Source organism: Pseudoalteromonas sp. SG44-8 (genome assembly GCF_014164125.1).
Classification (GTDB): domain Bacteria; phylum Pseudomonadota; class Gammaproteobacteria; order Enterobacterales; family Alteromonadaceae; genus Pseudoalteromonas; species Pseudoalteromonas rhizosphaerae.
Map to the genome: position 1 here is coordinate 1 of NZ_JACJEQ010000038.1, position 22,805 is coordinate 22,805.

Consider the following 22,805-nt stretch of genomic DNA (forward strand, 5'->3'; position numbering starts at 1 on the left):
ATTTATATTTTTAGCAATTGTACCCAGTAAGATTTTAAATAGATATCCATCCAAATACTTAAGTAAAGAACGAAGAGTACTTATTTACTTTGATTAAGTTACATTATAACATTACCGATACATTATAACAAAACACCGGAATGTTAATGATTTTACCTAACTTTAAAACTAGCCTGATCGCATCTATGGTCACCGTACTGTGTGCTTGTAACAGTGAAATTGATGATCTTGCAGATAAAAATGCTGGGCTGGCAGATAACCATGATCATATCGGAATCACCTCAACAGGGCGTTTAGCCATTAGTCATGCTGATACTGCAAACGTATCAATTTTCGATACTGATAATGACACGCTACTTGAAATGTTTAATACTGCAAATATTGTTAGCGGCTTATATGCAAGTCCTAACAATCGTTTTGCGGTACTTATACAACGCGCGGATAACTATGTAGAATTTATTGATGGTGGTTTATACCAAGAAGATCATGATGATCACCTGCATGATTACGAACAACTACCTTCCTTTTCAGGTTTTACATTAACAAATGATAAGCCAACTCATTTTGATATAAGCGAACAGCAAGCGGCACTGTTTTTTGATGGCAATATAGATGCGGGGATCCCAGCAAGCTTTGCTATTTTAACTGATACATCAATTGAAGATGGCGAAATACTTGCAGCTCATAGCTTTACTAATGCCATGCATGGTACAGCGCAAATTCGCGGTGAATCGGTAATAACAACTTATCGCAGCGAAGATATAACTAGCGTGCTGCCAAATTATGTTGAACAACTGCATATTCATGGTGATCACTTTCATCAAGAACAGCGGTTTGCAGTGGATTGCCCTGCACTACATGGCAGTGCGCAAAATCACCAGCATATCGCTTTTGGCTGTAGCGATGGTGTATTAGTTATAACTGAAAAAGGTGGTGTGTTTAACGCAGCCAAAGTAGCTAATCTCAACAGCTTTGCTGAAGGTACGCGTATTGGCACAATTAAAGCGAGTGAACACAGCGAACTATTTTTAGGTATTGCACAAAGTAAGCTTTTTTACACCATCGACCCAGCATCAGCTGAAATGACACAGCTTGCATGGCAACAAAATACTGAAAATACCGTATTAGCAAGTGCACTCGATAGGATTACTGGCGAGTTTTATGTGCTTGGAAGTGACGGTTTCTTGTCGGTGCTACATGCTGAAGATGATTGGCAAGTCAGTGCACGCTTTAAAGTACTCGAAAACCCAGCTGGTAACTATGCACTCGCTGCCTCTGCGGCCGACGATACTTTATATATCAGTGATGCAAACAACCAAACAGTATTAAGTATCGACACGCATGAGCAAACGACTAAAACTATTCTTAACCTTGATTTTATCCCTAATCAAATTACCTGGTTAGGTATAGCTGCTGAATCAAAACATGAACACTAATTAATTCAAGCAAATAACTTTCATAGCATTCCCTTGCTAATTCATTGCCAGCAAATTTACTTTGCTGGCTTTTTTGCTTTCATGCTGGCAATTCCATGATGAACCAACACAGCAACCGCACCGGCTAATACACCGAATAAACCATCGAACAGTAAAGGCGCAATAATCTCTCCCAGCGTACCTAAATTTGCTAGTGCAAACTCAGCAACAGCGATTTGCCAATGATGCAACACACTAATACCATGCACTAAAATTCCACCACCCACTAAAAACATCGCTACCGTACCTGCAAATGCTAAAAACGCCATTAAGCGTGGTGCTGCGGCTAATAAACCTTTACCTAATAATGCTTTAAAACGGTTTCCTGTTTGCTGTGCTTGGTTAAGCAAATACAAACCAGCATCATCGAGTTTTACAATCCCTGCCACTAACCCATAAACGCCTATGGTCATGATCACCGCAATAACACTTAAGACTAACGCTTGATTTAGTAGACTTGCACCCGCCACGGTGCCTAGAGTGATAACTATTATTTCTGCCGATAAAATAAAGTCGGTTCGAATAGCTCCTTTTACTTTTTGTTTTTCGTACTCAACTAAATCTAAATTTTCGATAGCATCTACATCATCATTTTTCGTAGCTGGTAATAACTTTTCGACTAACTTTTCAGCACCTTCAAAACACAAAAATAATCCACCAACCATTAATAAAGGTGTAATAAGCCAAGGTAGCCAAACACTTATTAATAACGCTGCAGGAACTAAAATTGCTTTATTTAAAAAGGAGCCTTTCGCTACCGCCCACACGACTGGTAGCTCACGATCGGCAGTGACTCCTGTCACTTGTTGCGCGTTTAAGGCTAAATCATCCCCTAACACACCCGCAGTTTTCTTCGTGGCGACTTTACTCATAGTGGCAATATCATCTAATAAAGTGGTGATATCGTCCAATAATGTCAATAGGTTAGTACCTGCCATCTCATTTCCTTTGCAGTTAAAAAATTTATAATAATCAACATAGCCTAAACAAGTATTTTCACCAAAGGTTAATTTTCGTTTGCTATGCTAGTTGCTAAACACACTTAGCCAAGGTACTTGTTTATGTATAAAATCCTATTAATTGCACTCGGTGTTATTAGCCTCAGTGCATGCACAGAACAATTAAATAGTCAGTCTTTCTCCTGCGATAGCCAACTAAGCGCCGTTATTACCAGTAATGATGAAGAAAGTGCCACGCTAAATTACAATCAAGTAGATCATTCGCTGACCAAACAAATCAGCGCCTCGGGCGCAAAATATACCAATGAAGATGTGCTGTTTTGGACCAAAGGGAATGAAGCAATGTTGATAATTGATGGCAACAAATATCATTGTAATTTAGAGTAATACAATCGCTCGCCAAACTTATAATTTATAAAAATACTGCTACACTCATAAATAATTAAGTATTTACGGGTTCACTATGCGCGCTATTGCTATTAAAACGAAACTAATTTTTGCCTTTGCCACAATTGGTTTTTTAATGCTCGCCAGCAGTAGTTTTTTTTACTGGTCATTAGGACAAATTAATCACGCCACTTCGGATATAGAAACTTTAGCTGTACCTGTACAACAGCAAAGTCATGCCTTGCGGTTATCGCTGTTATCAATCACCAAATTTAATGCTGTTGCATACAGCCAAACAAGTAAAGCCAGTTTGCAACAGCAGCAACAGAGCACTCATGAAGAACAAACTTTATTTAAAACCAAGCTAGAAGAATTAAGCTCTCAGCTGCACGACCAACCACAAATGCTGCAATTACTATCACAAATAACACAACGTTATCAAAAGTTTAGTGACACTAGCGCAACAATGTTTAACACCAAACAACAAGGCCTAACAGCAGCAACTCAGGTTACCTTATTAGCAAATGATTACGCTAACAATCTCGCTGATTTAAGTAATGGCTTACTTGATTTAGAACTAATCGAAGTAACACCGGCGCAACATTCGTTATTAGCCGCTATTGTTGGTACCGCGACCCGCATTGACGACTTGCTATTCACTTTAGGCAATAATGTTAAGAGCATCAACCACATTAGCTCCCTACAAACACTCACAGAGCACCAACAAGATACCGCTTTTTTATTAGACAATATCCAATCTAATTTTACATACCTACAACAGCAAGCGAGTGAGTTAAAAAATCAAACAAATTTCAGCAACCTAAAAGACCTTCTCAGCTTAATTAATCAACAGTTGGCAACACTGTACCAGCAACAAAGTACTCTTTTGACCAGTAAAGTTGCGACCGAGCAAGCCTTTGCTGTATTCCAGCAACAGTTTCAACTTACCGAGCAGCTCATTATTGAGTTAAATCATTTAGCCGATAAACGCTTTGATACCTTGCAGGCAGATGCTCAGTCGGTGATCACTACCGGTTCGCGACTCGCGATTATTATAAGTTTAGTGCTTATTTCATTTGCAGCCTTGATCTGCTTTTTAACCACCAAAGCAATGTTAAAACCACTAAATGCTGTAAATAAAGCACTATCACGTATCGCTTCTGGGGATTTATCGAAACGTACAAAGCCCCATAATGATGATGAATTTGGTGTACTTTTAAACAATATCAATCAATTAAGCGATGATCTAAGTACATTACTAAGTGCGATAAGTGATAACGCCCACACCTTAGATCAATCAGCAATTCAAACCAGTGCACAAGGCCAACATATGACCGAAGCAGCACAGCAGCAATTAGATCGTATTGCAGAGGCCGACTCGGTGGCGCATAGCATGCATAGTAATTCCCAAGCGGTCTGTGAACGAGCTGATAACACCTCTAATGAAGTTGCTAATGCTTCGCAGTTTGCCCATGATGTAAACCAGATTGCTGATCGTAACAGCCAGCGTATCGCAGCGTTGCTTACTCGACTTGATCAAGCAGTACAAAGTACTAATGAGCTAACCCAGCACACACAATTAATTGGCGCGATCGTGGATACAATTAGTAGTATTGCTGAGCAAACTAATTTGCTTGCGCTCAATGCTGCAATTGAAGCTGCTCGTGCAGGAGAAAATGGCCGAGGCTTTGCTGTTGTGGCAGATGAAGTACGCTCTTTAGCTGCACGAACGCAAAACTCGACTAGCGAAATACATACAATGATCCAAACACTGCAACATCAGGCCAACACTGCTCATCATGAAATTAACGATGGGCAACAACAAGCAAAAGAATGTGTAGCAAATAGTAGTGAATTAAACCAAGCCGTGGATAAAATACAAAGTACCTTAGTGACAATTAACCAAATGAGTATGCAAATTGCCAGTTCATCACATCACCAGCTTGATAACAGCAATGAAATAAAACAGATTATGGCGCAGGTAACGGTGCAAGCACAAACGAATGCCGAACATGCAAAGTCTCTCGCCAACCAAAGTGAAGACGTTAACCAACTCGCTCACTCATTAACCAGCGCGGTAGAAAGGTTTAAGTTCTAACTCTGAATATAAAATCCATCTGCAGCTATTGTGATAATGATAAATACACGCCACAGAAATAACGTTGCAGTGGCGTGTAGCAGCTTATTTATTATTTTGCTCCGCGATAAACTCCCTAATGTATTTATCAAATAGTGCCGCTGGCAGTGGTTTGCTGTATAAAAAACCTTGAATATAATCACAATTTAGAGCATTTAAAAAAGCCAGCTGTGCAAAGGTTTCAACTCCTTCGGCAACAACTTTGAGCTGTAGGTTACTAGCCATTGAAATTATTGCACTGACCATCGCACAATCTTCAAGCTCATCGGGTAAGTCTTTTATAAACTCCCGATCTATTTTTAACTTACTCAGCGGAAAACGCTTTAAATAGCTCAACGACGAGTAACCGGTGCCAAAGTCATCAATTGCTAAACCCACGCCGGTTGCCCGTAATGCTTGCAACTGCTGCAAAATATTTGAGCTATTATCAGCAAGTAGCGTTTCTGTAATTTCAAGGGTTAAACACTGAGCTGATAACTGCGTTTCCTGTAGAACACTTTTAACTAACGCTTCAATATCTTGGCGAATAAATTGCACGCTAGACATATTTACCGTAACAAAAAACTGATCACCGAAACTGCTACACCACTTAGCAGCTTCGCGGCATGCTTCTCTGAGTACCCACTCACCAATTGGAATGATTAATCCTAACTCTTCACATACAGGAATGAATTGTGCCGGCGACACATCGCCAAGCTCCGCACTATGCCATCGCAATAAAGCTTCACAACCGACCGTTTTTTTATCGTGGCTAATAATTGGCTGAAAATAAACGGTAAACTCGTTATTACTAAGCGCTTTATGAAGAGCATTTTCGAGCCTACTGCGAGCAGTCGCTTGTTCATGCAAGCCACTGGTAAAGAACTCAAAGCAGTTTCGCCCTTGTGCTTTAGCTTTGTACATGGCGCTATCAGCATTACGTAATAATATTTTGCGATCGACTCCATCGTCGGGGAAAATAGTGATCCCCATACTGCCGGATACAAATACATCTTGCTCACCAATTTTAAATGAAGAACTAAGCGCCAGCAGAGTTTTTGTAGCTAGTCGCTCAATATCTGCTAACGTATTGATCCCTGGCAGTAATAGCGCAAACTCATCGCCACCTAAACGGGCAACTACATCAGAGCTGCGCATACATGCTTTAAGCCTTTTGGCAGCCTCAAGTAATAGTAAATCACCACTATTATGCCCTAGGGTATCGTTAACGCTTTTAAACCGATCTAAATCAATAAAACAAATTGCCAAACGCTTATTATCAGCTGTCGCACGGATCATTTCTTGATCTAGCTTGCTATTATAATGATAGCGATTTGCCAAACCCGTTAAGGTATCAAAATTAGTTTGTAGCCACATTTCCTGTTCATTTTCTTTGCGTAAAGAAATGTCGTTAAATAAGGCAACATAAACTTCAATGTCTTTTTCCTCGTCAAATACTACCGAAATATTGACCCAGCTCGGATAAATACTACCATCTTTGCGGCGGTTCCATATTTCACCTTCCCAATGCCCTACCTCATTTAAACGTCGATATAACACTTTAAAAAACGATGGTTTATGATGGCCCGAATTTAATATTGCAGGTGTTTTACCAAGCACATCTTGTTCTTGATAACCGGTGATCTGTGTGAAGGCTTTATTTACAGCTTGAATTTCATTATCACGATTAGAAACCAAAATACCTTCATTAGTTGTCGAAAATACCGTGCTCGCGAGTCGTTGCTGCTGGCGTGCTTTTAATTTTAAAGTGATATCACGAATTAAGTGTATTTCACCAATTTTGCTATTTTTTTCGTCAATAACTGCGGTTACTCGTGCCTCTCCCCAAAATACCTCTTTAGCTCCGTGAAATTGACACTCACTATCAACCCCAACTACTCCTTTCGGGCACTCAGTAAATGAGTAAATATTTTTATCTTCCAGTGGCTCGCCTGCCGTTAACTTTTGCACAGCCGCAGTATTAGCTGTAATGACCCTATGTTCGACATCCGTGTAAACGAGCAGATCATCAATACTATTGAAAATCGCTTTTAGCGTCGCACTGTCTTTTTGCGCCGATTTTTTAGCTCGGCGTAATCGCAAAGCTAACATGGTTAAAGTCGCTAACAGTATTATTAGTACAGAAATAGATATTAGCGCTAACAGCAATTGATCGGTGCGTTTTTGTTCTATTTCATTAGTTTGAATGGCAACCAATTGTTCAAGATTTTCTTGATAATGCCAAAGCGCTTTTTCAAGGTTACGTTGAGATGAAATATCATGTATGACAGAAAATAAAAAATCTTTATTTTCAATTGTAAATGGGGCTGAATAAACGCTAACGGTACGTGTTTCACCGCTCGCTAATCGGTGTTTGAAAACAAAATAGTTTTGCCCTTTAGTCAGAGCCGCTTGGCGCTCCTGTGCAACTTGTTGCTCAGTAAATATATTAATTTGCTGGATACGCATTGTTTGCAATTGCGCAATACTGTAACCATAAAATGCAGCCGCTGCTTTATTAGCAAATTTAATTTCACCCGTTTGCGGTTCTACCACTAACATCACGGCACTGTGCTCATTAAAAAGCGGCATATTGATCACGGAATCTAATGATTGTGATTGCTTAGCACTTACTTGATCTACAAAGGTAATTACACAGCAAATAATAACAGCCTTGATAAATGTTTTTACGATAAGCCCACCCATTAATCAAAAACTCATTTCAAACATTTGTCCTAAACTATAGCTTACTCACCTTATAATGTAACAAAAATGATCGCTTAAATGCGCTCTAAAAACACCTCATTAATTCGCTTAACGTCTTTATTTAAGTATAATGCCAACAGTCTTTTAAGCTTTAAAGCGGCCCACAATGAAATACAAAGATCTACGTGATTTTATCGATTTATTAGAAAAAAAAGGTGAACTGAAGCGTATTCACCAAGAAGTTGATCCTTATCTTGAAATGACCGAAATTGCCGACCGCACATTACGTGCTAAGGGACCCGCTTTATTGTTTGAAAACCCTAAAGGTTATGATATCCCCGTGCTAGCTAACTTATTTGGTACACCAGAGCGTGTTGCCATGGGAATGGGTAAAGAACACGTTAGCGAACTACGAGAAGTCGGTAAGTTACTGGCATTTTTAAAAGAGCCAGAGCCACCAAAAGGCATTAGAGAAGCATTTAGCCAAATTCCAGTGTTTAAGCAAGTATTAAATATGCCTGCCAAAGAAGTTAAAAAAGCGCCTTGTCAGCAAGTTATTCTAGAAGGCGATGATGTTGATTTAACTAAGCTGCCAATTCAACACTGCTGGCCTGGTGATGTGGCTCCATTAATCACTTGGGGTTTAACCGTCACCAAAGGGCCTTTCAAAAAACGCCAAAACTTAGGTATTTACCGCCAACAATTACTCGGTAAAAATAAAATCATTATGCGCTGGTTATCACACCGTGGCGGTGCTCTCGATTTTCAAGAATGGTGTAAAGAAAACCCAGGCCAACCTTATCCGGTATCGGTAGCATTGGGTGCTGATCCGGCGACAATCCTAGGTGCCGTCACGCCAGTGCCAGATACCTTGAGTGAATACGCCTTTGCCGGCTTGCTACGTGGTAGCAAAACAGAAGTAGTTAAGTCGATATCCAATGATTTACAAGTTCCAGCCAGTGCTGAAATAGTTCTTGAAGGCTATATAATGCCGGGCGAAATGGCACCTGAAGGCCCTTATGGCGATCACACGGGTTATTACAATGAGGTTGATAACTTCCCTGTTATGACCGTGACCCACATGACACATCGTAAAGATCCTATTTATCACAGCACTTTTACTGGTCGTCCACCAGATGAGCCGGCAATTTTAGGGGTCGCACTCAATGAAGTCTTCGTGCCTATTTTGCAAAAGCAATTTCCTGAGATAGTCGATTTTTATCTACCGCCAGAAGGCTGTTCATATCGTATGGCGATAGTGACAATGAAAAAACAATACCCAGGTCATGCCAAGCGCGTGATGATGGGGGTATGGTCGTTCTTGCGTCAGTTTATGTACACAAAGTTTGTCATTGTCTGTGATGATGACGTTAACGCACGTGATTGGAATGACGTGATCTGGGCGATTACTACACGTATGGATCCCGCCCGCGACACGACTCTAATTGAAAACACACCGATTGATTATTTAGACTTTGCATCACCGGTTTCAGGTCTTGGTTCAAAAATGGGTATGGATGCCACTAATAAATGGCCCGGCGAAACCACTCGTGAGTGGGGCGAACCCATTGTGATGGATCAAGCGACTAAAGATCGCGTCGATGAAATCTGGCAAAGCTTAGATATTCTTTAACAGCTCTTTTAGAGGCTATAAACTCACTATGCGGATATGTTATTATTGTTCAAATAAAGTGCGTATCCGCTAATTTAAGGTAAAACATGCAAACATTACACGCTGAAGTTGTCGCTATCAGCCCACTCACTGAATTTGTTCACAAAGTAATTTTAAAACCTGTTGAAAGCGTCACCTTTGAAGCTGGCCAATATTTGCAAGTAGTGCTTGGCGAAAAAGACAAGCGCGCGTTTTCAATTGCCAGCCGCCCTTCACAGTCTGATGAGCTAGAACTCCATATTGGCGCATCTGCAGTTGATTCATATGCAATGCAAACTTTAGAGCATCTTCGCCAAGCCCATGCTGAGAAAACTCAGGTGTTGATTGAAGCTGGCTTAGGCATTTCACAGTTGCGTCTCCAATGCGAACGTCCAATTATTTTACTCGCTGGCGGCACTGGGTTTTCATACGCAAAATCTATGGCTGATCATTTAAGTGAAATCGGTTGTGAGCGTCCGGTATTGTTCTATTGGGGTGTGCGTGAAGAGTCAGCCTTGTATGCGCATACTGAAATGCAAACATGGGCCGATAGCCGTGAAAACTTTACCTTTATACCCGTAGTTGAAAACCCAACAGCTAGCTGGACAGGCCACACAGGCTACGTACATAAAGCGGTGATGGACGATATCGTATCGCTTGCCCCATATGATATTTACATGGCAGGGCGTTTTGACATGATAGGTATTGTGCGCGATGATTTCCTAGCACATGGTGCAATTCGCGAGAACATGTTCGCCGATGCATTTGCATTTATAAAATAGTATAACCAGAGTAACCAGCTTAATTTTTATCCGTAAGCTGGTTACTGACACTCCCTGACAGCCCGCTATGATTTACTTAGCTCTTCTTAAACAAGGAGAACTATGATGACCACAAATTTAATCGAAGTTGTAAATTTCAAACTAAAGACTGATACAAACTTAGCGCAGTTCCACATCGCTAATAATGATTTTCAGCGTTATATTGATAACCAATCAGGCGTACTTTACCGCTCCCTTGCTAAACAAGCCGATACCCAGCAATATAGTAGTATCATTTATTTTGCTACGGTTGCTGATGCCCAAAAACTGCGTGATACATTTTTTGATAATGCTATTTGCCAACAGTACACTTCTCTCATTGCAAAAGAATCGATAAAGCTGGATCGTTTTGAAGTGCTTAGCCAAACAGCTTGCCAACAAAGCTAACACTGTATTTTTGAAAACAAGGATAACCAATGCACAAATCAGAGCGGCTATTTCAATTAGTAAACATACTTAAAAGTCGCCGCTTTGCGATCACTGCAAACGAACTTGCCAATAAATTACAGGTATCTCAGCGAACAATTTATCGCGATATTCAGCACTTACAGGGCTCGGGCGTGCCCGTTGAAGGTGAGGCAGGCACTGGCTATTTAATTACCGATTACGATCTACCACCGATGATGTTTACTCTTGAGGAGCTACAAGCACTGTTGTTAGGTAGTAAAATGGTCAGTGCTTGGACTGATCCACAGTTAGCGGCGAATGCCCAAGCTGCAATGACTAAAATTAATGCAGTGTTACCTGACAAGTTAAAGCAACGCGTTGCAGAGCTGCCGTATTTAGTCTCTGCATTTCATCACGATAAAAGCCACCAAACGACCACTTTGATACTTCGTAAAGCCATCACTAATAAAACCTGCATTGAATTTCATTATCTGGATGTAAACCAACGACCAACTCAGCGTATTGTCGACCCTTTAGGACTGGTATATTGGGGAGCAAAGTGGACTCTTATCGCTTATTGTCAGTTGCGCAGTGACTACCGAGAGTTTCGCTTAGATCGTATTCAAAGCATTATTCCACTCGCCAAGGCATTTGATACTAATTCACAAAAAAGCTTAGCGCATTATATGGAGTTAGTGAAAGCCAAATACCAAACTCACTCTGATGGTCTGGCTCATAATTAAATTTAGCTGTGATTGTTGTTACCTATCAGCGCAATCAACATAAACAATTTCACAAACGGCCAATCCTTAACCATACTTTGTATAACTCATTAATTGGGAGAGACCCAAATGTTAAACACCAAAGTAAAAGATTTTATGCAGCGCAAGTTACCGCATATAACCCCTGAAACCGAGATGACCACAGCAATTGCAGAACTACAAAAATTCAAACTACTGGGAGCGCCAGTGTTTGATGATAATAAATGTTTAGTGGGCTTTATTTCTGAGCAAGAACTGCTAAAACCGTTAATGCAAAATAGTTATTTTTGTGACGGTGTGGTTAAGGTTTCACAACTGATGCAAACCGAGGTTGTAACCGTCAACGGCGACACCAACATAATGGAACTTGCAGAGCAAATGAAAACCGGTAAGCCGAAAAACTACCCTGTTGTAGAAGGCACTACGGTCATAGGCATGATAGGCCGTAGTGATATTCTTAAAGCCATGTTTGATAACTACCTAAGCTGCCAGCAATAATGTGTTTTTCAAGCAATACCTGACGCTAAGCGAACAAGGCATTGCCATTTGTTTAATGTGCGTTAATTAAGCTAGGGGTGCTCCGTAATATTTATAACCGCCGCATCTTTGGCTTTTATTAATACTGCGCAGTTTTTATCTGATGGTGCTAACGTCACTTTAACAACGTCACTCAACGTCAAATCGTTTACTCTATTTGCGCATCTTAGCGCTATTTCACCAATCTGCTCAGCATTCATTGAAATTGTAAAATTGAGTTTTAGAGGCTGATATACCCAACTTTGCCCTTTAAGCATTGTTTGTTGTAACTTAAACTCTTTATCACTTGATAGACTCTCATTTATAGGCTGCTGTAAAAAATCCATGCTTTGTTCGCTAATTTCAACATTCTCTAATTGAGTCATTGCCTTAATAGCTTGCCCAGCATTAAAAAACTGATTTTTATATAAGTGCCAACTATATAAATTTTGTAGTGTTTTAGAGGCAAGTGATGGTGGTAAGTCTGTATGAAGATAGCCTGCTCTTTCGATACTTTGACCGTAGTTATCCCACTCTTTTTGCGCGTAATAATAGCGACCTTGAATCCAATAAAGTAAAGCCTGCTCTTGTAAGTTTTTGGCATTATCTGATGACATATCGGTCAATAATTTTTCGACTTCAGCGAACCGCTGCTGAGAAAGCAGCTCACTTGCTTGCTCGTAACGAGTATAAAAACCGGGCGTAACAGCGTATCTACCAATACCAATCCCTTCCTTAGTCAAGCGAAGTAACAGCGTTTGCCCAGACGCAATACTGCCTTGCCCATCTGTTGCTGGCGAAAACTCAAGCTTTTCAAAGTATTTTTTTGTACGTGCAGTAAAATATTCTTTATCAGAAATATCGATAATATCAATATCTCTCACTTTACCATCGATATCAATTACATAACTTACGTAAGCCCAGCCTTCTAAACGAGTGGCGCTTTGAGTTTTATTTAGCGTATTGTGATTATTAATAAGTTTCGCAGGTATGAATGATTCAGCCTTTACAAAATAACTATTTGCTAAAATCGAAAGAGTAAAAAATATCGTGAAAAATTTCATAGTCAGGTCCTTTAAGGGAATTACATCCTTACTTTATTTAGAAGCGCCATTCTTCTAGTGCAATAAATGTTTTTCTTTCCTGTTGATATTGCAAAAATGCGCTAGATAGCGCATTTCAATCATAAAACTTAAATTAATAAGTAGACGAGGCTTTTAGATCTCGTAAGGCTTGTTTTTCTGCATCGCTTAAATATGCAATCTCAAGCGCATTAACTTGCGCCTTTTCCATATCAACCTGAGTCAGTCCTGCAGCAGGTCCTGCAACCATGTATTCATGTTCAATTTCGATGCCTTCCACTGCGGGATCATCGGTATTAATACACGCTAAAATACCATGATCTAAGAAGCGCTTCAGTGGATGCACATCTAAACTGGCTACTGTGCTGGTTTGCACGTTACTAGTTAGGCACGATTCAATACCTATGCGTTTATCACGTAGGTAGTCCATTAGCTTGGCATCTTCAATAGCTTTGACACCATGGCCAATACGCTCAGCACCTAGCTCATTGATTGCTTGCCAAATACTGGCAGCTCCCAGAGCTTCACCGGCGTGAATCGTTGCGCTAAGGTAAGCATCACGTACTTGCTTAAAGTGATCGACAAATAACTCGCCCGGAAAGCCAATTTCATCACCAGCTAAGTCCACTGCAACTAAATCATTTTTAAACGCGAGTAAGGCATCTAACTCTTGCTGGCAAACTTTAGTGCCATAAGTACGTGATAATATACCAATCAGGTTAGCTTTAACCGTGCTACTTTGAGTCGCACTTTTAATACCATCAACTACAGCTTCAACCACACCTTGTGGATGTAAGCCTTGGCTTTGTGCCATGTAGTAAGGGCTAAAACGCAGCTCTACATAATCAAGACCTTGTGCTTGCGCATCTTCAATATTTTCGATAGCAATACGCCGACACGCATCGTAATCACCCAATACCGTGACGCCCCAGTCAAGCTTTTGTAAAAAGGCCATTAAGTTAGGCTCAGGATCGATAACTTGCACATGCGGTATTAAGTCTGCAACATTATCAGCAGGCAGCTTAATATTGAACTGACGACCTAAATCAAGAATAGTTTGCGCGCGGACATTGCCATCTAAATGGCGATGGATATCTAGCAAAGGGAGTTTTTTATTGATCATAATTAGCACTCAGTTCAGTTAATTTGCGCGGATCATACGCACTTAAATCGGTAATTCAAGTTTAGATGATTTTGTTTGTATTATTGAGGTCATTTGTCAGCCCCGCTCGATAAAAGTACTAAAAATTAATCAGTACTCTGTTGTAGGTAATGCCATATGGTTTTAAATAGCTTTTCGGCATCGATTGGTTTTGTTAAATAGCCATCCATACCAGCTGCGAGAGCTTTTTTAACATCATCATCATGAGCATTTGCTGACAGAGCAATAATAGGAAGCTGATGTATAAATAGCTCATCACGAATCACTTTAGTGGCTTGCAAACCATCCATATTAGGCATTTGAATATCCATAAGCACTAAATCATAACGGGTTTCAGAGACCTTCTCAATGGCTTCAAAACCGTCACTGGCAACATCAGCAATACACCCTTTGGTTTTTAATATAGCGGTAGCAACATGTTGGTTTAGCGGATTATCTTCCACCAATAGGATCTTAAATTCAGCAAGCGATAAAGTACTCGTGTCAATCTCAGCAAAGAGAGGCTCTAATTGCTCGGCTTTAGTGAGAGGCGAGATACGTGGTAAGGTAAAAGTGAAAGTTGAACCTTGTCCTTCCTCACTTACTAAACTAATATTTCCTCCCATCAATTCAACCAACTTTTTGCAAATACTTAACCCCAAACCTGTACCGCCGAACTGTCGCGAGGTAGAGCTATCGGCTTGTGCAAATGGTTGAAAAAGTTGCTGTTGAGCTACTTGGCTAATACCAATACCAGTATCACTGACACTAAAGTAAGTGACGTCTTGCTGCTGCCATACTTTGAGTGTGATTGTGCCTGTAGCGGTAAACTTAATCGCATTATTTAATAAATTTAGCAAGACCTGCTTTAAACGTATTGGGTCGCTATCTAGCTGTAGATCTGCGCTGTTATCTAGTTCTAATATTAATTTCAGCGACTTAATATCAACGTCGAATTGCACCAAATTAACTAATTCATCAATAAGCTGATTTAGCTCGATAGGCTCTTGTATTAAATCGAGTTTGCCAGCTTCCATTTTAGAGAAATCGAGTACATCATTTAATACTCGCAGCAACACACTCAGCGCACCATCAGCTTGTTCAATATAATGGCGGGCTTGTTGCCAATCTTGCTGCTGCAACGCTAAATAATGCAGACCTTTAATGCCATTGATCGGAGTACGTACTTCGTGACTCATATTCGCTAAAAACTGGCTTTTGATTTGACTTGCTTCATCTGCTTTTTGTTTTTCTTGACGCAACACTCGTGTTTGTTGAGCAACTTGCTCGCGCACCTGAATATTGGTGCCGGTCACTGAGATTAAAAAAGTGATCAGTAACCAAACAAATAACATCCCTAATATTTGTGCAAACCAGTACATTATCCATGACGTTTGTGTTGTTGGCTCAAATAGCTGAACTTGCCAAACTCGCTGCCCAATAACTAACTGGTATTCACTCAGCAGTTTGCTATCGGTGCGAGATGCACGGTAGATTAGTTGCCGCTGCTGCGCATCAGTCACATCGTAGAAGTGCATACTTACTTGACTACGATGATTAAACTGCAAAGTATCAGCCAAGCGCGCTAAGTTAATAACGCCAACCACAAAGCCCCTAAAATCACCTTGAATATCTAAGTCACCAAAAACCGGAAAGAAAAACAATACCCCAGTATCATCATTGTTGCTTTGTACAAGCTTCATCGGTTCGCTAATAATCAACTCATTCAATGCTTTTGACATCATCATCACATTACGGATTTGCGCATTTGAGGCTAAATCAAAACCTACTACCTCTTCATTACCCAACATCGGATGTACATACTGTACAGGGTAATAACTGTCCCGTTTCGTCACACTCTGCCATTGTTGCTCGGGTGATTGCTCTTTTATATAAAATTCATTAAAGCCTTCTAGACGAATTTGTTGTTGGTATTGAGCAACCGTTGATAACGGTACATTTGGCACCCATTCTAGGGCAAGTACTTCATTGCTATAATCAAGTTGAGTTGTAGTAAAACGCTTAAATTCAGCGTAACTGACTTCATCACTACTGGCAAAAAAAGTAGAAAGCAGAGCTAAATGCGCCGATACCTCATCTAATTTATGATTTATTTCCAACCGCACTTCAGCTACTTTTGCTTCTTGCTTTTGAATATCTTTGTCTTTTTTCACACTTGCCGCAGCATAAAAGCTAATACTTATAACGACATAAATAAGGATTGAAGGTAAAATTACTTGTAAGCGATGACGCATCTGCTCGTAATTAAAAGCCGCCAATATTAACGGTGTAAAAATTAACACCCCAATACTGTCGCCAATCCACCACGCCACAAAGTTATCAAAAGCGGTATGTACCGGTATTATATTATTGGACACCAATAAGCTAGTGCCTATCGCTGCAGCAATCACACAGCAAGCAGGCCCTGCAATGATCAAGCTTTGTACACTGTGTTTTAAAGAGGATAAGTCTAGCGGAGCTTTAATTATTTTAACGATGCAATAGCAGCCTACCCAGGCCTGCAAAACGGCTGCAAAAGAGACAGCTAAAGCTTGTAAGAAAACCTGCCAATGCAGAATATCAGCAACACGATCGAGATGAATCATATTGGTGAGTAAAGCACCGAGCAAAACCCCAACTAAGGCGCGTCGCCCGCACAATAAAAACCCTGCAAGGGCAATGCCTGATGGTGGCCACGAAGCCACTGCATAACCATCAATAGCGAGCAGCGAATTACTGAAAAACCCAGTAATAAAATAAGCAAAAGTTAAACCAAACGTCAGAGTAAATATATTTTGCAATGCTCTGGCGCTCCTATTCAGGCCTCAACTAACTGTAATTACAAATAAAGGTCGAGTGCTTTTTGTGGTTGTGCGCTTTTACTATAACTAAGCTGTGCTTGTACTAAATATTCTTTGCTGTTCTCTGTGTTTAACGCTTTATCGAACACCCGAGCAGCAAGCTCATACTCACCATGAGCATTAGCTAAGCATGCAAGTGCCAGTAACAATGCTTGATTATCCGGCTCTTTTTTTAAAGTATCTTGTAAACTCGCCTGTAACTTTAATGCGTCTCCAGGGGCGGACACTTTTAATATATGTGCAAGCTCAATATGCTGCTCTGGTTTTTTCAGCATTTTAAGTAAACTTAATTCAATCTCATTTAAACGCCCAGCTTTTGCCATCGCAGCTAAGTAACAGCTATGCGCTTTTACTTTTACGTTTTTAGATAGTTGCTGATACTTATCGGTTAATTGCGATTCTGGCTGTGCCATAAAGTAGGTGGTTAATAATATCGACCATTGGCTATCTGTTAACGCTTTTTTACTTAGTAAACGCGGCATAAACTGCTCAAGCGCAGTCCATTTTTGCTGTTGCACAAGTACTTCGGCATACAATTTCAGCTCCAGCGCGGTGGCTTTTTTAGCTTCCGCTAACGCTTTTAATTCACTGCTTACTGTGCTGCAATCACCACTGGCTAACCAGAGTTTAGCCGCTTTTAGTTGGTTTGCTGGCGATATTTTCTCAAGTAATCCAATCGCTTTGCTTGTGTCATTATTTTGTAAAGCCGCTTTAGCTAGTAACGCATAGCGCACATCTTGCCAATTATCAGCCACGCTATTGTTTCCCAATGCCAGTTCTAGCTGCTCGCTATCACCATTAATTAAGCTCCATACACCTTGCTCAATCGCCGCTTGTTTACGCTCTTCACTGCGGGCAAAAAAACGATGGCGAGTATTGCTGTATAAAGACAAAATATAACGAATAAGCTTATAAGTTAAATACAAACCCAGCGCGATAACCAAAATGGTCGCGCAAAAAGCGACGATAGACCCTTCAATAGTAGTTTGATTAAACGAAATTAATACATAACCCACTTCACCTATTAACATAGGCGATAAAGCAAGTAATACAGCAACTGCTATAATAACCAATATTAAGCGGATCATTTTGCCCACTCCTTGATCTGCTCAGTACTTTGCAAAGTGATAGCTGGACTAAAGTTTAACTGCTCTTTGCTCAACTCCTGCAGCGCTTTAAGCGTACTTTTAGTTAGTGCTTCATCATGTTGGAAATAATCTTTTACTAATACTTCGGCTTGACTCAGAGCAGTAAAATAAATACTGGCTTGTTTAGTCAAAAGCGCATCTTGAGCTTGCGATAAATATAAACTTAATCGCTGTTGGATCAAATGACGCTCGTACTCTGTCAATAAAGGTTCAATAGCGATATCTTCACGTTGGCGAATTTTAATAAAGTTATCTTTAAATTGCTGCCACGAATTAGCTAAATTTTGCTGCCAATCACTAACGTTTTCGCTCAATACATGTTGCTCTTTTTGATCTACTTCTTGTGGTAATGCCACCGCATTGAAAACGAGCTTATCTACTTGCCCAAGTACACCGTGCAGCTTTAAATAAATTGCTTCTATTGCAACCGGCTCAACAGTGCTAAGCGCTTGCAAATCTTGATATATTGCTTGGCGAATAGCGCCAGTTCCTGGATGCTCTGCTAATAACGTATCTAATCGAGTTAATACTGCCGCCGCTCCATTATAATCATGCTCAGCCCACAGTTTAAACTCAGCCATACGCTGCAAACTAGTCACCTCTTGTGGATTAAGACTATATGTTTGTTGCTCTGCACGCTGCAAGGCGGCTGCTAATTGTTTTGCCGTGTTATCTGCATTTTCAGCTAAGCTAGCAGCAACTTTTTGCTCACTATTAAACAGCGCTTGTTGCAAGGTTTGCTGCGCAACTTTCACTGCTTGCAGCTCTTTACTGAGTAATTGGTTGTCAGCTGATAACTGATTAACTAACAAATTTGCTTGCTGTTGTGTATGAAGTTTTTGGTAAAACTGAAAACCAACACCAGAGGCCACAATCAACGAGATAAGTAATGCTAAGCTGCCAGTTTTACTTATTTTTTGTTTGTTGTTTTGGTTCGTTTCTTGTTTCATAGCAAAGTCTTTTTTTGTTGCCGAAGGAGAGTCTGCAACCTTAGCACTCGCCTTGGTTGAACTGCTTGGCGTTGCTTTAGGGTCAGCAAGCTGTGATGTTGGCTTTGTATCTTCACTCATAATGTTACCTTCGCTAATACAAGTAAACATAGCGCTATCGCTTGCACCTGCAGCAATGTGTATATTTGCCGAGTCAATCTGTTGCGCCGCAAGGTATTCACTAATGCGAGCACTGGCAACATAAAACTGGCACTGTCTGATCCACTCTAATTGTTTTGCGCCCAGTTCACGAAAAATCGCATCAACTGCCGCATTACTTGTTATGACTATACCTTTAACATCAAGGCTTTGCCAGTGGTCTAGCCAGTCAGTTGCATTACCTTCTACAGGGCCTCGTTGATAAACCACTAAATTATTTAAAAATGCCCCACGTTGCTTTAAGTTTTTTGCAATCGTTGCTCGGCCATCTTTACCTTTGACCAACACTATATTTAGACCATCAACTTGCTGTAATGATTTTAAAGCCAGTAATCCTTCAGAATCATGCAGTTTAGGCACGGCTGCTCGTACGCCAAATGCCTGCCAAATGGCTTCTGCCGTTTGTTCACCTACGGCATAAAATTGCGCTTTAGTATTGATATCGGGTTTAAGTGCCAACAATGCTTTGACAGCATCTTGGGAGATAAAAATAATTTTATCTGCATTCAGTAAAGGGGTCAGTTGAGTATTATCTGGGGTTAAGTAATCAATTTTCAAAACCGGAAATAAAGTCGCCTGATAACCCCCTTGCGACAGTTGCTCTGCAAGGTCGGCGCCTTTTCCATGTGGGCGAGTTATCAGGATCTGTGACATTTATGCGTCTCTATATACTTCAGCTAAAATTTTATCTGCGCCTAAAGCAAGTAACTGTTCAGCCAGTTGCACACCAAGCTGTTCAGCATCAATTGCTTTACCACTGATCTCAGCGCGTAAAATTTCGCTGCCATCAATTGCGCCCACTAAACCACGTAAATGTACTTGCTCGCCATCAACTAAAGCATAAGCGCCAATTGGCACTTGGCAACCACCTTCTAAACGGCGATTCATTGCACGTTCGGCATTAACACGAATACGTGTCTCGTTATGCTCAAGTGGTGCAAGTAACGCTTGGGTAACCTCGTCATCAATACGGCATTCAATACCTACAGCGCCCTGACCATTCGCTGGTAACGATTCTTCTGGTTCAATAAATGCTTTAATACGGTCATGCATCTGTAAACGAATTAATCCAGCAGCAGCTAAAATAATCGCATCATATTGGCCATCATCAAGCTTAGCTAGGCGAGTATTGACGTTACCGCGTAAATCACGAATTTCTAAATCAGGACGCAGTTCACGAATTTGACACTGACGACGCAAACTCGATGTACCAACAATAGCACCTTGTGGTAGCTGTGCAATGTTGGCAAAGGTATTTGACACAAATGCATCGCGTGGATCTTCACGTTCACAAATTGTATGCAGTGCTAACCCTTCAGGAAAATCAACAGGTACATCTTTCATTGAATGCACAGCGATATCTGCACGGCCATCTAACATGGCCTGCTCAAGCTCTTTAACAAATAGTCCTTTGCCACCGATTTTTGCAAGTGGTGTATCAAGAATAATATCTCCTTGCGTCGACATTGGTACTAGCTCAACAGTAATGCCGGCATGGAAATGCTCTAGCTGTGCCTTTACAAATTCAGCCTGCCACAGTGCTAATGCACTTTTACGCGTAGCGATACGAATAAGTTGAGGTTTTTTTGTCACGTTTTCAGTCATAAAAGGAGTCCAATTAATTTTCTTTGCTGAGCCTAAAGGTGAATAAACACTTACTCAGCTAAAATGCGAAATTCTTTTTGTGCCAATAAATGGCCCTGTTCGTCAACAACATCAACACGCCAGTTGCCAACTTGTTCAGGTAAAATAGTTTTATTAGAGTAAGTGCGATACCGAGGAGACGTTACACCAAGCTCAATACTAGCTAGCACTTCATTTTCATAGCGCCAAACATGCTTGACCGTCTGCCCTTGCATATTTTTAAGCTCACTAAAAAATGCCATTGTTTCAGTAAATTCATTTAAACGCACATCCGCTTTAAAAACATTAACGGGTTCACGATCAACCACTTCACGGGTCAATACTGCGCGGCTTACTTTGTCGGTATCAATTTTTGCACCAAGAGCAACGCTGGCAATATGTGCGGATGTAGCAAAACTATCTGGTTGTTCCGCACTAACGTCACTTTCTACTGGCTCATTATTGGTATTTGTAGCAACAATAGTATTAGCTGCAAGTGCTTGGCTTTGTTCGGGCTGATTACTATCAACAATTTGCTGCTCTGGGCTATCAGTTATCATCGCCATTTCTAGCGATTCACTTTTATCATCCACTACACTAGCATCATTACCATCATCAGCATTAATATCAGTGAGTGTCGACGCTTCGCTGATTACCTCAAACTCTGTATTGTCTGCTACCGTTGTTGAAGATGCTAAAGGCGCGTCTTCTTCGCTTGTCTGTGCAACAGACTCGGGGCTATCAAGGGGTTGTTGTTGATCATTTTGCTCAGCATTAACGGAGCTCAACAGGCTATAAGTAAAAATAACTAACGCAAATATCATCAGTAGCGTAACGGTAACAATGCGCTGCCAATGCCATTGATAGGTTACCTCAGGCGCGATAGGTGCAGCCTCTCGACTCATACTTGCAGTGATCACTATTTTTTGTTTCATTTTAGCCTCGGCTACTCAACACTATTTAACTTAAGCGCGCGATCAACCAGTGGCGAATAGCCATTAGTTCTTCCCCGCAGAGCTGATGGCCCATTGGGTAATCTTGCCAACTTACATCCATGTTATGCGTTGTAAGTATGTCAAACGCATGACGACCTGCATCATAAGGTACTACTTGATCTTGGCTACCATGAGCCATAAATACCGACAAATCTGTATGTTTAGCTTCAGCCGTTAACTTATCTGGCACGCACATATAAGTCGAAAGCGCCATTACACCTGCCAGTTTCTGAGTTAAACGCGGTGCTAAATGTAGCGCAATAACGCCACCTTGAGAAAAACCAGCCAATATTATTTTATCTGCAGGAATACCTTTACCAAGCTCTTGCTCAATCAACTGCTCAACCTTCGCCGCTGATTCGCGTACTCCAGTTTCATCAGCGCGCTTGTCTAGATCCATAGATTTAATATCATACCAAGAACGCATTGCCATACCACCATTTATGGTGACCGGTTGTACCGGAGCATGCGGGAACACAAACCGCACACCTAATTCATCAGGCAATGCAAGTTGCGATGCGACAGGTAAAAATCCATCGCCTGAATCGCCTAAACCATGTAACCAAATAATCGTTGCTTGATGCTGGCCTTTTGCCGCGTATTCTACAAACTCTAAACTCATAGTGCTGATTGCCATTTTACCGTTTGGCCAGCTTGACGCGTTGTTGCTTCATTCATAAACTGCCAAAATTCTGCGCCCGAGCGATTATCAATCCACTTATCGCCACGCAATTCAAAATGGTGACCATTAAACTTAGTCGCCACCCATACTTGATGCAAAGGAGCTTGCTTATTAATCACAATTTTACTGCGATCAGCAAAAATAATCTCCAAAATACCTTGTGCAGATTCATAGTCTAAGTCAGCTTCACAGTCATCCACTTGTTCTTCAATGGTAAACATAAGAGCTTCGGCTAATTGGTGGTATTCATGATCAGTCATTATTGTTTCCTTTTACGGGCATTTAGCCAGATATTCGGTACGAATTGCATGCAGCTAGTGTAACAGGAATAAATTCATCCGCGAAT

19 protein-coding genes are annotated in these 22,805 nt (G+C 40.8%); 8 read left to right on the forward strand and 11 right to left on the reverse strand.

The window, feature by feature from the left end:
- The first annotated feature begins 146 nt into the window (after nucleotides 1–146).
- A complete protein-coding gene (locus H5163_RS19150) occupies nucleotides 147–1,436 on the forward strand; it encodes a hypothetical protein (RefSeq protein ID WP_182735746.1) in 1,290 nt (429 codons plus the stop codon).
- A 56-nt stretch (nucleotides 1,437–1,492) separates the two neighbouring features.
- Here H5163_RS19150 and H5163_RS19155 read toward each other — a convergent pair whose 3' ends face one another.
- Entirely contained in the window at nucleotides 1,493–2,413 is a 921-nt protein-coding gene (locus tag H5163_RS19155; RefSeq protein WP_145239915.1) for a DUF808 domain-containing protein, read from the reverse strand.
- A 123-nt stretch (nucleotides 2,414–2,536) separates the two neighbouring features.
- Between H5163_RS19155 and H5163_RS19160 the strand changes: the two genes are divergently transcribed.
- Both H5163_RS19160 and H5163_RS19165 read left to right on the forward strand, forming a co-directional pair.
- Entirely contained in the window at nucleotides 2,537–2,821 is a 285-nt protein-coding gene (locus tag H5163_RS19160) for an MliC family protein (RefSeq protein ID WP_182735747.1), read from the forward strand.
- 76 nt (nucleotides 2,822–2,897) lie between these two features.
- The gene (locus H5163_RS19165; RefSeq protein ID WP_182735748.1) at nucleotides 2,898–4,919 is read left to right on the forward strand and encodes a methyl-accepting chemotaxis protein; all 2,022 of its coding nucleotides are present in this window, start codon (nucleotides 2,898–2,900) and stop codon (nucleotides 4,917–4,919) included.
- An 84-nt stretch (nucleotides 4,920–5,003) separates the two neighbouring features.
- On the opposite strand, the gene H5163_RS19170 is transcribed toward H5163_RS19165, so the two are convergent.
- The gene (locus H5163_RS19170) at nucleotides 5,004–7,643 is read right to left on the reverse strand and encodes an EAL domain-containing protein (protein ID WP_182735749.1); all 2,640 of its coding nucleotides are present in this window, start codon (nucleotides 7,641–7,643) and stop codon (nucleotides 5,004–5,006) included.
- 166 nt (nucleotides 7,644–7,809) lie between these two features.
- Between H5163_RS19170 and ubiD the strand changes: the two genes are divergently transcribed.
- The 5 genes from ubiD to H5163_RS19195 all read left to right on the forward strand — a co-directional run bounded on the left by ubiD (nucleotide 7,810) and on the right by H5163_RS19195 (nucleotide 11,761).
- Nucleotides 7,810–9,276 (forward strand): 4-hydroxy-3-polyprenylbenzoate decarboxylase, encoded by a 1,467-nt coding sequence (ubiD, locus tag H5163_RS19175; protein WP_145239922.1) that lies wholly within the window; start codon nucleotides 7,810–7,812, stop codon nucleotides 9,274–9,276.
- An 86-nt stretch (nucleotides 9,277–9,362) separates the two neighbouring features.
- On the forward strand, nucleotides 9,363–10,076 hold the full coding sequence (gene fre / locus H5163_RS19180; RefSeq protein WP_182735750.1) for an NAD(P)H-flavin reductase: 714 nt from the start codon (nucleotides 9,363–9,365) through the stop codon (nucleotides 10,074–10,076).
- 102 nt (nucleotides 10,077–10,178) lie between these two features.
- Nucleotides 10,179–10,502 (forward strand): hypothetical protein, encoded by a 324-nt coding sequence (locus tag H5163_RS19185; RefSeq protein ID WP_246175571.1) that lies wholly within the window; start codon nucleotides 10,179–10,181, stop codon nucleotides 10,500–10,502.
- A 29-nt stretch (nucleotides 10,503–10,531) separates the two neighbouring features.
- Nucleotides 10,532–11,245 (forward strand): YafY family protein, encoded by a 714-nt coding sequence (locus H5163_RS19190; protein ID WP_182735751.1) that lies wholly within the window; start codon nucleotides 10,532–10,534, stop codon nucleotides 11,243–11,245.
- Between the two features lie 108 nt (nucleotides 11,246–11,353).
- Nucleotides 11,354–11,761 carry a CBS domain-containing protein gene (locus H5163_RS19195; RefSeq protein WP_182735752.1) on the forward strand — a complete coding sequence of 136 codons (408 nt, stop codon included), beginning with the start codon at nucleotides 11,354–11,356 and terminating at the stop codon, nucleotides 11,759–11,761.
- A gap of 71 nt (nucleotides 11,762–11,832) precedes the next feature.
- On the opposite strand, the gene H5163_RS19200 is transcribed toward H5163_RS19195, so the two are convergent.
- The 9 genes from H5163_RS19200 to cyaY form a co-directional block, all read right to left on the reverse strand.
- The gene (locus tag H5163_RS19200) at nucleotides 11,833–12,843 is read right to left on the reverse strand and encodes a hypothetical protein (RefSeq protein ID WP_182735753.1); all 1,011 of its coding nucleotides are present in this window, start codon (nucleotides 12,841–12,843) and stop codon (nucleotides 11,833–11,835) included.
- Nucleotides 12,844–12,976: 133 nt separating this feature from the next.
- Nucleotides 12,977–13,984 (reverse strand): adenosine deaminase, encoded by a 1,008-nt coding sequence (add, locus tag H5163_RS19205; RefSeq protein ID WP_182735754.1) that lies wholly within the window; start codon nucleotides 13,982–13,984, stop codon nucleotides 12,977–12,979.
- A gap of 125 nt (nucleotides 13,985–14,109) precedes the next feature.
- The gene (locus H5163_RS19210) at nucleotides 14,110–16,803 is read right to left on the reverse strand and encodes a CHASE domain-containing protein (RefSeq protein WP_182735755.1); all 2,694 of its coding nucleotides are present in this window, start codon (nucleotides 16,801–16,803) and stop codon (nucleotides 14,110–14,112) included.
- A 38-nt stretch (nucleotides 16,804–16,841) separates the two neighbouring features.
- A complete protein-coding gene (locus tag H5163_RS19215; protein ID WP_145239936.1) occupies nucleotides 16,842–17,951 on the reverse strand; it encodes a heme biosynthesis HemY N-terminal domain-containing protein in 1,110 nt (369 codons plus the stop codon).
- Complete coding sequence (locus H5163_RS19220) at nucleotides 17,948–19,813, reverse strand: uroporphyrinogen-III C-methyltransferase (protein WP_145239938.1); 1,866 nt, start codon at nucleotides 19,811–19,813, stop codon at nucleotides 17,948–17,950. Before H5163_RS19220 ends, H5163_RS19215 begins: the two co-directional genes overlap by 4 nt.
- Nucleotides 19,814–20,752 carry a hydroxymethylbilane synthase gene (hemC, locus tag H5163_RS19225; protein WP_149982317.1) on the reverse strand — a complete coding sequence of 313 codons (939 nt, stop codon included), beginning with the start codon at nucleotides 20,750–20,752 and terminating at the stop codon, nucleotides 19,814–19,816.
- A gap of 62 nt (nucleotides 20,753–20,814) precedes the next feature.
- A complete protein-coding gene (locus tag H5163_RS19230) occupies nucleotides 20,815–21,717 on the reverse strand; it encodes a DUF2914 domain-containing protein (protein WP_182735756.1) in 903 nt (300 codons plus the stop codon).
- A gap of 25 nt (nucleotides 21,718–21,742) precedes the next feature.
- Nucleotides 21,743–22,399, reverse strand: coding sequence for an alpha/beta hydrolase (locus tag H5163_RS19235; protein WP_149982182.1), 657 nt, complete (start codon nucleotides 22,397–22,399; stop codon nucleotides 21,743–21,745).
- Nucleotides 22,396–22,719: an iron donor protein CyaY gene (gene cyaY / locus H5163_RS19240; RefSeq protein WP_182735757.1), complete on the reverse strand. Its 324-nt coding sequence runs from the start codon at nucleotides 22,717–22,719 to the stop codon at nucleotides 22,396–22,398. Before cyaY ends, H5163_RS19235 begins: the two co-directional genes overlap by 4 nt.
- Nucleotides 22,720–22,805: the final 86 nt, after the last annotated feature.